At 57.2% G+C, this 12852-nt stretch carries 10 protein-coding genes; 9 read left to right on the forward strand and 1 reads right to left on the reverse strand.

Translation table 11 applies throughout. The annotated features are described in order from the left end of the window. Positions 1–9 precede the first annotated feature (9 nt). The 9 genes from ACGJAX_RS21300 (at position 10) to ppsA (ending at position 11050) form a co-directional block, all read left to right on the forward strand. Complete coding sequence (locus ACGJAX_RS21300) at positions 10–1122, forward strand: N-ethylmaleimide reductase (RefSeq protein WP_390956025.1); 1113 nt, start codon at positions 10–12, stop codon at positions 1120–1122. Between the two features lie 53 nt (positions 1123–1175). Then, positions 1176–2318, forward strand: coding sequence for an FAD-dependent monooxygenase (locus tag ACGJAX_RS21305; RefSeq protein WP_390956026.1), 1143 nt, complete (start codon positions 1176–1178; stop codon positions 2316–2318). 114 nt (positions 2319–2432) lie between these two features. Continuing rightward, on the forward strand, positions 2433–3332 hold the full coding sequence (locus ACGJAX_RS21310) for a LysR substrate-binding domain-containing protein (protein WP_390956027.1): 900 nt from the start codon (positions 2433–2435) through the stop codon (positions 3330–3332). A 276-nt stretch (positions 3333–3608) separates the two neighbouring features. After that, positions 3609–4658, forward strand: coding sequence for an NAD(P)-dependent alcohol dehydrogenase (locus ACGJAX_RS21315; protein ID WP_247255623.1), 1050 nt, complete (start codon positions 3609–3611; stop codon positions 4656–4658). 132 nt (positions 4659–4790) lie between these two features. Next, positions 4791–5987, forward strand: a complete 1197-nt coding sequence (locus ACGJAX_RS21320) for an MFS transporter (RefSeq protein WP_390956028.1) — start codon at positions 4791–4793, stop codon at positions 5985–5987. A gap of 262 nt (positions 5988–6249) precedes the next feature. Further along, entirely contained in the window at positions 6250–7062 is an 813-nt protein-coding gene (locus tag ACGJAX_RS21325) for an ATP-binding cassette domain-containing protein (protein WP_390956029.1), read from the forward strand. A gap of 5 nt (positions 7063–7067) precedes the next feature. Further along, positions 7068–7838: an ABC transporter permease gene (locus ACGJAX_RS21330; protein WP_390956030.1), complete on the forward strand. Its 771-nt coding sequence runs from the start codon at positions 7068–7070 to the stop codon at positions 7836–7838. 160 nt (positions 7839–7998) lie between these two features. Then, a complete protein-coding gene (locus tag ACGJAX_RS21335; protein ID WP_390956032.1) occupies positions 7999–8580 on the forward strand; it encodes a Spy/CpxP family protein refolding chaperone in 582 nt (193 codons plus the stop codon). Between the two features lie 13 nt (positions 8581–8593). Further along, the gene (gene ppsA / locus ACGJAX_RS21340) at positions 8594–11050 is read left to right on the forward strand and encodes a phosphoenolpyruvate synthase (RefSeq protein ID WP_390956033.1); all 2457 of its coding nucleotides are present in this window, start codon (positions 8594–8596) and stop codon (positions 11048–11050) included. A 229-nt stretch (positions 11051–11279) separates the two neighbouring features. Here ppsA and ACGJAX_RS21345 read toward each other — a convergent pair whose 3' ends face one another. Continuing rightward, the gene (locus ACGJAX_RS21345; RefSeq protein WP_390956034.1) at positions 11280–12698 is read right to left on the reverse strand and encodes an IS1182-like element ISPfl3 family transposase; all 1419 of its coding nucleotides are present in this window, start codon (positions 12696–12698) and stop codon (positions 11280–11282) included. Between the last annotated feature and the right edge of the window lie 154 nt (positions 12699–12852).

Raw genomic sequence — 12852 nt, forward strand, 5'->3', positions numbered from 1 at the left:
GAAATCATCATGTCCCATCACTTGTTCAGCCCAATCAAACTCGGTCAACTCGACCTTGATCACCGTGTCGCCATGGCCCCTCTGACTCGCTCGCGGGCGGGGCAACCCGGCAACGTGCCGACATCGATGAACGTCGAGTACTACCGCCAGCGCGCCAGTGCCGCGTTGATCATCACCGAGGCGACCCAGATTTCGCAGCAGGGTCAGGGTTACGCCTGGACGCCGGGCATCCATAGCGACGAGCAAATTCAGGGCTGGAAAGCGGTCAGCGATGCCGTGCATGCAGAGGACGGGCGCATTTTCCTGCAGCTCTGGCATGTGGGGAGGGTGTCACACCCGGTGTTTCAACCCGACGGCGGCTTACCGGTAGCACCGACCGCGCAGCCGGTCCCCGGCAAGACCTTTATCCTCAATGAGAAAGGTGAGGGGGTTTGGGGTGATGTACCTGTCCCTCAGGAACTGGACATTAAGGGGATCGAAGTGATCGTTTCCGACTTCCGCCAGGCCGCGCGCAATGCGCTTGCGGCCGGTATGGACGGTGTGGAAATCCACGCGGGTAATGGCTACCTCCTGGACCAATTCATCAACAGCGACAGCAATCAGCGGAGCGATCGCTACGGTGGAAGTATTGAGAACCGTGCGCGGCTGCTGCTCGAAGTCGTACAGGCGGTGACCGAAGAAATAGGCGCCGAACGCGTTGCCGTGCGCCTGACACCGATGGGACGTTTCATGGGGATGGGCGATGACACCCCGGAACAGACCTTCGGCTACATTGCTTCGCGGCTCAATCAATGGAATCTCGCGTACCTGCACCTGGTGGAACCGATGATGGTCGGCACGGTGCTCGATGAAAGTAATGATCCACGCTGGGACGCCATCATCAAACAGCTGCGTGCTGACTTCCACGGTGTTCTGATGCTGGCGGGAGGTTACACCGGAGAGACCGCTGAACAGGCCATCGCGCAAGGGCGTGCCGACCTCATCGCTTTCGGTCGCCCGTTCATTGCCAACCCCGACTTGCCGGCTCGTCTGCGCGGGCGTACCGAACTCAACCCGGCGGACGGCAACAGCTTTTTTGGCGGCGACGCCAAGGGCTACATCGACTATCCGGCGCTGGCATAACGCAGCTCTAAACCGGTTGGTTCGGGAATCACCACTTCGCAAGGAGAAAGGTAATGAAGAGTCCGGATAGTCCGAAGGCCCTGGTCATCGGTGGTTCACTGGGCGGCCTGTTTGCCGCCACGGCGTTGCGGGCGATTGGCTGGCAAGTCGATGTTTTCGAGCGATCCCCCGCGGCAATGGATAGCCGTGGCGGTGGCATTGTTCTGCAAGGGGATGTCTTGCAGCATTTTCGCTATGCAGGGATCCAGCATTCCCGTGCGCTGGGTGTCCGGTCCCATGATCGTCTGTATCTGGATCGAGCCGGCACCGTCGTGCATAAAGAACCGATGCCGCAAACGCAGACGTCCTGGAACACACTGTACGGCTCATTATCTTCGGCGTTTCCTGCCGAGCATTATCACCGTGGCAAGACGCTGGTGGATCTGGCTCAGAATGAGCACCGAGTGACCGCTTTTTTTGCAGATGGCAGTCGTGCCGAGGCAGACCTGCTGGTAGGGGCCGACGGTGCCGGTTCATCCGTGCGCAGCATGGTGTTGCCCGGGGCACAACCTGGCTATTCGGGCTATGTGGTTTGGCGTGGGCTTGTTGATGAGGACCGGCTTGCAGACTTCGCCAAGACGCAGCTTTACGAGGATTTTGTCTTTCAACAGGACCCTGGATCGCTGATGCTCGAATACATGGTGCCGGGTTTGAATGGCTCCGTTGAGCCTGGCGAGCGACGGTTCAACTGGCTATGGTATTTGAAAGCCACGCAAGGGCCGGAGCTGGACGCCGTACTCACTGATCGCGACGGCCTGCGGCGTAGTCACTCCATTCCACCAGGGGCGTTGGCGGCGGATCAGGAGGCTTACATACGGGAAATGGGCGAAAGGCATGCAAACCCGGCTTTTCGCGAACTGATTCGCCAGACCAAGGACATTTTTGTCCAGGCGATTCTTGATCTGAATGTTCCACAAATGGTGTTCGGACGCGTGCTGTTGACCGGCGATGCCGCTTTTGTACCGCGTCCTCATACCGCCGGAAGCACGGCCAAAGCGGCACGCAATGCATTGTTCCTGGCTCAGGCAATCGACGACATTGGCGACCTCGATAAAGCCCTGCAGGCCTGGCAAAGCCAGCAACTTGCAGAGGGCAGGCGCATGGGCGACTGGGGGGTGTGCATGGGTAATCGGATCATGGGCATCACGCCATCCTGAATCAGCGGCGCCTATCGACTTTAATCCACGACTGATTGAGCACAGCCATGCAAGACGTACGACGCCTGTTCGTGCACAGTTATTACCGTTCCTTTTCGATCCTGGACTCCATTTATGGATAAGTTGCTGGCGCTCAAAATGTTTGTCGAAACCGTACGCTGTGGTGGTTATTCGTCAGCGGCGCGCAAGCTTGGCATCTCCACTTCGTCTGTGACCCGGCAGGTAGCGGGGCTGGAAAGCGAACTGGGCGCCAGTTTGCTGAACCGCACCACGCGCAACACGAGCGTCACGGTGGCGGGACAGAACTACTTCGAAAAAGCAGTGGCGATCCTGGAGGCCATCGATGAAGCCGATGCTGTCGTGACCGATCGTGGCAACGAAGCTCAAGGGCGCTTACGGGCCAGCGTCCCGGTGGAATTCGGCCGACGCATCATTGCTCCTCATCTGGGGCGACTGCTGGATCGTCATCCTGGCCTTGAGATCAGCCTCTCGCTGAGCGACGAGGTCAGTGACCTGCTCAGCGAGCAAATAGATGTGTCAGTGCGTCTGGGTTCATCGGTCGTCAGTGATGACATCGTCAGCAAGCGTCTGGGCGATTTCCAGCGTTGGGTGGTGGCGAGCCCCGATTACCTGACGCGTACCGGGCTGCCCCGACACCCCCATGACCTGTTGGAGCATCAATGCCTGCGTTTTGATTACCGCACGGGCCACCACAATTGGACATTCCAGGGTGATGAGGAAATCATTCGCTTGAATGTGCAGGGACGTCTGCAAAGCAACAACGCCGACATTCTGCGCGAGGCGGCGTTAGCCGGGGGAAGGGTGACGCTATTGGCCGATTGGCTGGTGCGTGACGATGTCAGTGCAGGTCGCCTGACGCGCGTGCTGGAACAGTATGAAGTCAACCCTGGCAGTGCGAGCACTTGCATCAATGCGCTGTACCTGCCCAATCATCGTGGTTCCAGTCGCATCAATGTGTTCATTGAATTTCTTCAGGAAATACTCGCCCCATAATGTCACGACTGGGCGCGGTACCGAACAGGCGGCCATATTCACGGCTGAACTGCGAGCGAGGGCGCCTTCCAGGGCGGAGGTCAGGTGATTTATGGCCCAGCGGGGTAGGGATCATGTCGGGGCGCTCCTGTTGACCGAACTTCAATTCGCTGAAAAGGCGTTTCCTCTCCACCACCCTTCATCCCCACAGGATTAGGCAAGCATTCAAGAGGAATGCACTAGGGGCAGAGGCGGATCGACCGGGAGAATGTGTCGATCAGTCACAGGAGAGCCTCAATGCAAGTCTTCGCTTATGGCGCCCATGCGGGCGACAAACCGCTTGAACCCCTGCGCATCACGCGTCGTGATCCCGGCCCGGAAGATGTGCAGATCGAGATTGCCTATTGCGGTATCTGCCACTCGGACCTGCACCAGGTGCGCGCCGAATGGGAAGGTACGAAATACCCTTGTGTGCCCGGTCACGAGATCGTCGGTCGTGTCTCAGCCGTAGGCCTGAAGGTCACCGGGTTCGCACCGGGTGATCTGGTCGGAGTGGGCTGTATCGTCGACAGCTGCAAACATTGCGAGGAATGTGCTGAAGGTCTTGAGAACTACTGCGACGGCATGGTTGGCACCTATAACTTTCCGACTCCGGACGCACCAGGCTGGACGCTCGGTGGTTATTCGCAAGCGATCGTTGTGCATCAGCGCTACGCACTGCGTATTCGCCACCCCGAGGCACAACTGGCTGCCGTTGCGCCGCTGCTGTGCGCGGGCATCACCACCTGGTCGCCGCTGCGTCACTGGAACGCGGGCCCCGGGAAGAAAGTGGGTGTGGTGGGCATCGGTGGCCTGGGTCACATGGGCATCAAACTGGCCCATGCGTTGGGCGCGCATGTGGTCGCTTTCACCACGTCCGAATCCAAACGTGAGGCGGCCAAAAGCCTTGGCGCCGATGAAGTGGTGGTCTCAAGCGATGCGCAGCAAATGGCCGCGCACCTTAAAAGCTTCGACCTGATCATCAACACAGTCGCCGCCCCCCATGACCTGGACGCCTTGCTGGTGCTGCTCAAGCGCGACGGCGCGATGACATTGGTGGGAGCGCCAGCCTCGCCACATCCATCGCCCAACGTGTTCAACCTGATCATGAAACGTCGCACCCTGGCCGGATCGATGATCGGCGGCATCCCGCAAACCCAGGAGATGCTCGATTTCTGCGCCGAACACGGCATCGTTTCGGACATCGAGCTGATACGTGCAGAGCACATCAATGAGGCGTTCGAGCGGATGCTCCAGGGTGACGTCAAATACCGTTTCGTGATCGACAACGCGACACTGGCGGAGTGAAAAAATGCACGTCCGGGCATTTCGCCCGGACGTGCATTGACTTCGGCTGTTCGCGTAAACCGAAGCGTACGACTCATGCCTCGTTTGCCACCTCGCAAAACCAACACGCCTTTCGCACCACAGGTAGTTCCAATGACCTCTCGTTCTACGGAGAAACGCGGCTGGAGCGCCGTGCTGGCCATGTCGTTGGCCGCATTCGCCCTGGTCGCTTCAGAATTCATGCCCGTCAGCCTGCTGACGCCCATTGCGGCAGAGCTGCATATCACGGAAGGTCAGGCCGGCCAGGGTATTTCCGTGTCCGGCGCATTCGCATTGATCACAAGCCTGGTCATTGCAGCAATCGCCGCCCGCATCGAACGCAAGAAGCTGCTGCTGTGTCTGACCTTGCTGATGATTGTGTCAGGTACGGTCGTCGCGCTCGCGCCGGGCTACCCCTCATTCATGCTTGGGCGTGCCTTGATCGGCATAGCCATCGGCGGTTTCTGGTCATTGTCGGCGGCGACTGCGATGCGTCTGGTGTCGCCGGACCAGGTTTCCCGAGCGCTGGCCATTGTCAATGGTGGTAACGCTCTGGCGACGGTAATCGCAGCCCCGGCGGGCAGCTTCCTTGGCTCGCTGATCGGCTGGCGTGGCGCATTCTTCTGTGTTGTTCCTGTCGCAGCGCTGGCGGCCGTGTGGCTGCTGATAAGCCTTCCATCCTTCAAGGCCGAGCGCCAGGCAGGTAGCGGCAACGCCCTGCGGCTGATGAAGCGGTTGCCAGTAGCATTGGGAATGGTCGCCGTCAGCGTATTTTTCATGGGGCAGTTCATGCTGTTCACTTACCTGCGCCCATTTCTTGAGGTCGTCACCGGCGTCAGCGTTTCAACATTGTCTTTGATGCTGTTGGGGCTGGGACTGGCAGGTTTTATCGGGACCTTTCTGATCGAAAGATTCATCGGCAATGGCCTCTATCGCACGCTGACGGTTATACCTCTGATCATGGCTGTCATAGCACTGGCGCTAGTGAACTACGGCGCTTCGCCGTTGCTGACCGCCGTGCTGCTCGGAGGATGGGGGCTGGTCGCTACTGCTGCTCCCGTTGGATGGTGGACATGGCTGGCGCAAACCCTCCCGGATGATGCTGAAGCCGGTGGGGGCCTGCTCGTGGCCATTGTCCAACTGGCTATCGCCGCAGGGGCCATCATCGGCGGCCTGGCCTTTGATCTGAGCGGTTATAAAGCGACATTCGAGCTAAGCGCAACCGTGTTGGTTGCGGCGTCTGTGTTCGCTTGGCTAGCGGGTCGCAGTGCCACTGAAATTCATCTCCCCGAGTCGAGCGCGACAGCCTGATCAGATCAGGAAACGCCCGGCACTCGGATGCGAAAAAATGACGCCCGATCCACTGTGTGGCTGAGTCTCTTAACGATTTTGATATGTGCATCACCTTGCTGCGTACTGATGGTCCAGGCACGACCCCAAAAGCCTTTGAGGCGTCAGGTCCAACGGGAGGGCGGTTGTGCCTTGATTTGATTTAAATCAACAGCAGGCCGGCATGGTCAGATGACAGTAAGTTGCTCCTGTCACTGACCTCACCGAGCAGGGTGGTGTAAGCATGACCGATACACATGCGTCGTTCGCAATCACCACCCAGGCATTGAGCAAGCGTTTCGATCACCTCACGGCACTTGATGGTTTGACGCTTGAAGTGACCCAGGGGCATATTTTCGGCCTGCTCGGTCCCAATGGCGCGGGAAAAAGTACGGCAATCAAAATCCTCACTACGTTGCTCGATGCCAGCTCCGGCTCGGCCACCGTGGCGGGCTTCGATATTGCCAGGCAACCGATCGAAGTCAGGCGGCGTATCGGCTATGTGCCACAGATGCTGTCGGCCGATGGGGCATTGACGGCTACCGAAAACCTCAACCTTTCGGCCCGCTTGTACGGCTTGCGGGGTGTCCGCCGCGTCACGCGAGTCAAGGAAGCACTGGCATTTGCCGGCTTGGAAGAGGTGGCCTCGAAACTGGTACGAACTTATTCAGGCGGCATGATACGCCGGCTCGAAATCGCCCAGGCAACGCTGCATTACCCACAAGTGTTATTTCTGGATGAGCCTGCGCTGGGGCTGGATCCCATCGCGCGCAGAACGGTATGGGAGCGGTTGCAGCAACTGCGTACCAGCCAAGGCATGACCATCCTGATCACAACCCATGACATGGAGGAGGCTGACGTACTGTGCGACGAGTTGGCGATCCTGCACCAAGGACACCTTGCGGTGACAGGAAAACCCGATGAACTCAAGGCCCAGGTCGGCGAAAACGCCAGTCTGGATGATGTGTTCGTCTATTTCAGCGGCGTCGTCATTGAACAGGGGGGTAACTATCGTGACACGCGCGAGAGTCGAGATGTTATCCACCGACTGGGATGATCCGCATGTTTGATTTTATCCTTGAGACCTTCGCCGTCGCGGATGCCGAAGTGCGCAAGCTGATTCGTGACCCCACCGAGTTATTGTCACGGGCTGTGCAGCCAGTGTTATGGATGGCGATATTCGGTCAGGTGTTCAGCCAAGTGCGCGGCATCCCGACCGGCAACCTGCGCTATCTGGATTACATGGCGCCGGGCATTCTTGCGCAAAGCATCCTGTTCAGCGCCATTTTCTATGGCATCGCCATTATTTGGGAGCGCGACTTGGGAATCGTGCACAAACTGTTGGTCACACCGGCCCATCGCAGTTCGCTCATCATGGGTAAAGCCGTAGCGGCCGGGCTGAGGGGGCTGGTGCAAGCCCTCGTGGTTTATCTGATTGCCATCGCACTGCATGTGGAAATCAGATGGCAGTTGCTGCCTGTCTTGACCGTGACCGCCGGGGTGTTTATCGGCTCCTGTATTTTCTCGACCTTTTCTTTGGTTATCGCCTGCATCGTCAAAACCCGCGAGCGCTTCATGGGGATCGGCCAGGTGCTGACCATGCCGCTGTTCTTTGCATCGAACGCCATTTACCCACTGGAGCTGATGCCGGGCTGGTTGAAGATCGTTGCCGTGTGTAACCCGCTGACCTACCTGGTGGATGCATTGCGCGGAGCCATGATCGTCGGTGGCCAGAGTATCTACGCGGTGAGTACCAGTTTTGCGGTGATGCTGTTTGTGTTTGCTCTGCTCCTGTTTCTCGCCACACGACTCTACCCTGGGTTGGCGCACTGATGGGACGCACGTACCGTTAAGGATTCAAGACAAGCGCCCGTCAGCGTTGACCGACCATCCCATTGTTCGTGTATCGCAGTGGTTTCTGACATGGATCAGACTGCCCGCTAATGCGGGTCCTATGCTCGAGTCGACCCCACAGGATCGAGATGAGCTGAACATGAACAGATCAAGGCTGATCGGGCTGTGCGTATTGATTGCGGCAAGCGTTTTACTGTCGCCATCGACCAGCGTTTTCGCCAACCCGTCCATGACAATGCCAGGCGCCATGGCCCAACAACAGCCTGATTTCGACTGGCTCGAACAGACACAGCAAACCCTGGATGACCTCAAGGGCAAACTTGACCTCAAACCCGAGCAATTGCCTGCCTGGGATGCGTGGGCAACAGCAGTGATGGCCGATGCCCATCAGCAACTGGAAAAGGGTACAGGCGCGGTTGGCGCAATGGCACCTGCCCAGAACATGCTGAACGATGAAACCACACCGGAACGGATGGCCAGGGGGATCGCGATTCTACGTGCACAAGCGGACTGGATGCAGGCCCATCTGGTACGCCTGAACGCTGCTCAGGTGCGGACCAAAACCTTCTACGAAACGCTGGATAAGGAACAGAAAACCATCTTCGACCTGTTCTGGACGGTGATACATCACAGGGCCAACGAGCAAAATGACTGGCCGATGCCGATCCACATGCCCTGGTCGGCAGTGGATGGCGAGCCGGACGACGAAGGCGCGCCATAATCGGAGAGAAACCGTGACGTATTCCAACAACAATATCCGTTGGTTCAGCGAGCTGGATCTCAACGATGTTCCACTGGTCGGTGGCAAGAGCGCCTCGCTGGGGGAGATGTACCAGAACCTGACGGCATTGGGGGTACGCGTTCCAAACGGCTTTGCCATTACCTCTGATGCGTATCGTTATGTGCTTGATCACAATGACGCCTGGCAGCCCTTGCATGAAGCACTCGACGGGCTTGATCCCTCTGACGTGAAGGACTTGCAGGCGCGAGGGGAAAGGGCGAGGGCGATTGTCTACGGCTGTGCAATACCCGAAGATCTGAGGGGGGCGATATTGCAGGGTTACGCCCAACTCAGGCAGCAATACGGTGAGCACATTTCATTGGCAGTACGCTCCTCGGCAACCGCTGAAGATTCACCGCAGGCTTCATTTGCCGGGCAGAACGACACCTACCTCAACGTCGCCACTGACGATGCCCTGATCGATGCCTACAAACGCTGCCTGGCCTCTAACTTCACTGACCGCTCCATCCACTACAAATACGACCGTGGCTTTGATTACTACAAGGTCCATCTGGCCGTTGTGGTCATGAAAATGGTGCGTAGCGACATTGGGGCCAGTGGCGTGATGTTCTCGCTGGACACGGAGACAGGTTTCAAGGATGTGGTGTTCATCAATGCTGCGCTGGGGCTCGGCGAGAATGTCGTACAGGGCACGATTAACCCCGACAGTTTCTATGTGCACAAACCCGGTTTTCTAAAGGGCTATCGTGCGGTGTTGAAGCGAAGCCTGGGCAGCAAAGAAAAGAAGATGGTTTTTACCAACGTGCTCAATACCCGCAATATCGCGGTGGAATACACCAAAAACATCGTCACGCCAACCGAAGAGCGCGCGCACTTTTGTATCTCTGATACGGAGGTCATGGTATTGGCCGACTATGCCATCAAGGTGGAAACCCACTACTCGGAAAAAGCCGGTGCGTATAAGCCCATGGATATGGAGTGGGCCAAGGATGGACTCGATGGTCAGTTGTATATGGTGCAGGCGCGCCCGGAAACCGTGGCATCGCAACAGACAGGAAGTGTGCTTGAAATCTACCATCTCAAGCGTCGATCGACCGTCCTGCTCAGCGGCAAGGCTGTCGGTACTCGAATTGGCGCCGGTAAGGCGCGGGTTATCAGTAACCCTGCACATTTAAGTGATTTTCGAGCAGGCGAAGTGCTGGTTGCAGACACCACGACACCCGATTGGGAACCGGTAATGAAAACCGCCGCGGCGATAGTGACGAGCCAGGGCGGTCGTACTTGCCATGCCGCCATCTTGGCCCGCGAGCTGGGTATTCCGGCCATCGTCGGCGCCGTAGATGCCGTCGAGAAGATTGAGACGGGCACCTTGATTACCGTCAGTTGTGCCGACGGCGAAACCGCGAACATCTATGCAGGCATTCTGGAGTTCGACATTCAGCAAACCGACCTCAGCCAATTGGGGCACCCTCGAACCAGGATCATGATGAACCTTGGCAACCCCGATCAGGCCTTCAGTCTTGCCTCGCTGCCCGTGGATGGCATCGGCCTGGCGCGCATGGAGTTCATCATCAGTGAATACATCAAGGTCCATCCGATGGCGCTCGTGCACCCGGAAAAAGTGGATGACGCAACGGGTAAAAAGATCGCTGCCCTGAGTGTCGCTTACGGAAACCCTACCGAATTCTTCGTCAAGACTTTGGCCGAGGGCGTCGCCACGATTGCAGCAGCGGTGTATCCAAAACCGTGCGTAGTGCGCATGAGCGATTTCAAGAGCAATGAATACGCGACGCTGCTGGGTGGCCAGTACTTCGAGCCCGAAGAAAACAACCCGATGATCGGCTTTCGTGGCGCTATCCGTTACACCCATCCGGCGTATGCCGAAGGTTTTGCACTGGAGTGCGCGGCTATGAAATGGGCGCGCGACAAGATTGGCCTGACGAACGTCAAGTTGATGATCCCTTTCTGCCGCACCGTGGGGGAAGGGGAAAGGGTGTTGCAGGCGATGGCCAGCCACGGCCTTGAGCGTGGCGAAAATGGTCTGGAGATCTATGTAATGTGCGAGATACCCAACAATGTCATCCAGATTGATGCGTTCGCCCAACTGTTCGATGGCTTCTCCATCGGATCCAACGACCTGACTCAACTGGTGCTTGGCGTGGATCGGGATTCGGCGATCGTCGCCTGCGATTTTGATGAGCGCGATCCTGGTGTGAAGCAACTGATTCGTCTGGCGGTAGAGGGCGCAAAGCGCAACGGCCGGCATTCTGGAATCTGTGGGCAGGCGCCGTCTGATTATCCCGAGATGGCCGCGTATCTGGTGGAGATTGGCATCGATTCGATGAGTCTCAATCCAGACGCAGTACTCGCCACGACACGGAATGTGCTTGCACTGGAACAGCACTTGGCATTGATCCGGACAAATGATCAAAGGGCACTTGGAAAATAGCTCAACTAAATAGTCGTTTAGTTTAGTTATAACTAAAAAGCATTAAAGGGCAGTGTAGCTCATTGATTAACGCATCTTTCACAAATAAACGATGTCGCTCAAGATAAGAATCAGCATTTACCAATTAGAGGAAAGACCTAAATCAGACTGTGTGAAAACACACTGACAGACCTTAGACCAAACGCCCCGACTTGTTCGGGGCGTTTGTTTTTGTGCTGAAAAAGGCTCTTCAGCCCATTAGTTGCATCATTTTCTTGGCTCCCAGGACACTGATCGCCCGCTTGAAATTGTACGCGGTCACGGCCAGGGCCATTTCAGCTTTCGTCCCTTCAAGTTGTCGTAGCAAGAACCGCCCGTTCCCAAATAGCCATTGTTTGAGATTGCCAAACGGGTGCTCCACGATGGATCTGCGTCGCTCCATCATCTCTGGATGCAGTTGCATCCGCTGTGCCATACGCTCAAAGGCTTCCTCTTGTGCGTGACGTGAGACATAGCGGCGCTGAGCCGTTGTACATTGGGCTTTCAGCGCACATCCAGTGCAGTCGCTGACTGCCGCCTGGTAGATCCGGTCGCCTTTGTAACGCTGCTTCAGGGTTAGCCATTGACCTGCCGGGCACTGGTATCGATCCTGTTCAGCGTCATAGGTAAAGTCCTGGCGCTCGAATAATGTCTCTCCGCCTGGGTTCGAAGTTCGGTTTGGCGGCACGTACACGGTAATGGAGGCCTCCTCGCACGCCTGGAATTGCTGGCCATTTGAGTAGCCCATATCGGCTGTCACGGTCAGCGTGTCCTGCCCCAGTTCGGCCTTGGCAGCTTTAGCTATGGGTTCAAGCTGTTTGCGGTCGTCACCATCTTGCGTCACCTCATGGTGCAAAATCAGACAGTGCTCTGCGTCCACGGCTGTTTGCACGTTATAGGCAACACGCGCCCCCTTTGGCGTGCGCATCATTCGGGCATCGCTTTCGTGCGTGTTGAATTGCTCCAGCCCCATCGACTTCATCAAAGCTTGGCAACTACGGTTGTCTTGCTGCTTGGCCTCAAGCTTCGCCAGTGCCGCCTTGATCGCAGTGCGATCGACCACTTGCTCGCCCTCTGCTTTATCAGCGGCATCCAGGTCAGCCAGGTATTGGGCAATCCGCTTATCCAGCTTCTCCTCCTGACGCTTGAGCTGATTCAAATTCAGGTGGCGTCGCGAGGAAGCGACAGCCTGAAACTTACTGCCGTCGATCGCAACCAGATCACCCGCAATCAAGCCGACGGATCGGCAGAACTGCACAAAAGCTCGGCACGTCGTAACGAAAGCTACTTTGTTGTTCTTGCGAAAGTCGGCGATGGTCTTGAAGTCGGGTTTAAGCCGGTTGATCAACCACATCACTTCGATGTTGCGTTGGCACTCAGCTTCTAGGCGCCGCGACGAGCGAATGCGCTGAAAATAGCCATAGAGATAGAGCTTGAGCTGATCGGCGGGGTCGTAAGCAGGGCGCCCAGTGGCCTTGGGCTGAGCTTTCTCAAAACCGAGCTGGCCCAGATCGAGCTTGGCGACATACAGGTCGATGACCCGTACGAGGTGATCTTCAGGGATCAGTTCCTCCAGCGAGACCGGGAACAGGCTGGTCTGGCTACGGGACTCTCCTTGTATGTAGGCCATAACGAAAAATGCTCCGTATCTTTCGATACGGAGCATTCTCTTAAAGGGCCGGACAGATTGCTAGGTTTTCACACAGTCTGAAATGGATCACTTTCCGGGCTGGATGCTCGAAAGCGCGCACAGCTACCTCAAAGCGGCCGAACTGCTGGATGCG

This window comes from Pseudomonas moorei, assembly GCF_042846945.1.
In the GTDB taxonomy this organism is placed as follows: domain Bacteria; phylum Pseudomonadota; class Gammaproteobacteria; order Pseudomonadales; family Pseudomonadaceae; genus Aquipseudomonas; species Aquipseudomonas moorei.

Bases quoted from the DNA above. Each gene is read 5' to 3' on its own strand.
- ACGJAX_RS21335 (WP_390956032.1), top strand. From the start codon at position 7,999: ATGAACAGATCAAGGCTGATCGGGCTGTGCGTATTGATTGCGGCAAGC.
- ACGJAX_RS21325 (WP_390956029.1), top strand. From the start codon at position 6,250: ATGACCGATACACATGCGTCGTTCGCAATCACCACCCAGGCATTGAGC.
- ACGJAX_RS21310 (WP_390956027.1), top strand. From the start codon at position 2,433: ATGGATAAGTTGCTGGCGCTCAAAATGTTTGTCGAAACCGTACGCTGT.
- ACGJAX_RS21305 (WP_390956026.1), top strand. From the start codon at position 1,176: ATGAAGAGTCCGGATAGTCCGAAGGCCCTGGTCATCGGTGGTTCACTG.
- ACGJAX_RS21300 (WP_390956025.1), top strand. From the start codon at position 10: ATGTCCCATCACTTGTTCAGCCCAATCAAACTCGGTCAACTCGACCTT.
- ACGJAX_RS21315 (WP_247255623.1), top strand. From the start codon at position 3,609: ATGCAAGTCTTCGCTTATGGCGCCCATGCGGGCGACAAACCGCTTGAA.
- ACGJAX_RS21330 (WP_390956030.1), top strand. From the start codon at position 7,068: ATGTTTGATTTTATCCTTGAGACCTTCGCCGTCGCGGATGCCGAAGTG.
- ACGJAX_RS21345 (WP_390956034.1), bottom strand. From the start codon at position 12,698: ATGGCCTACATACAAGGAGAGTCCCGTAGCCAGACCAGCCTGTTCCCG.
- ACGJAX_RS21320 (WP_390956028.1), top strand. From the start codon at position 4,791: ATGACCTCTCGTTCTACGGAGAAACGCGGCTGGAGCGCCGTGCTGGCC.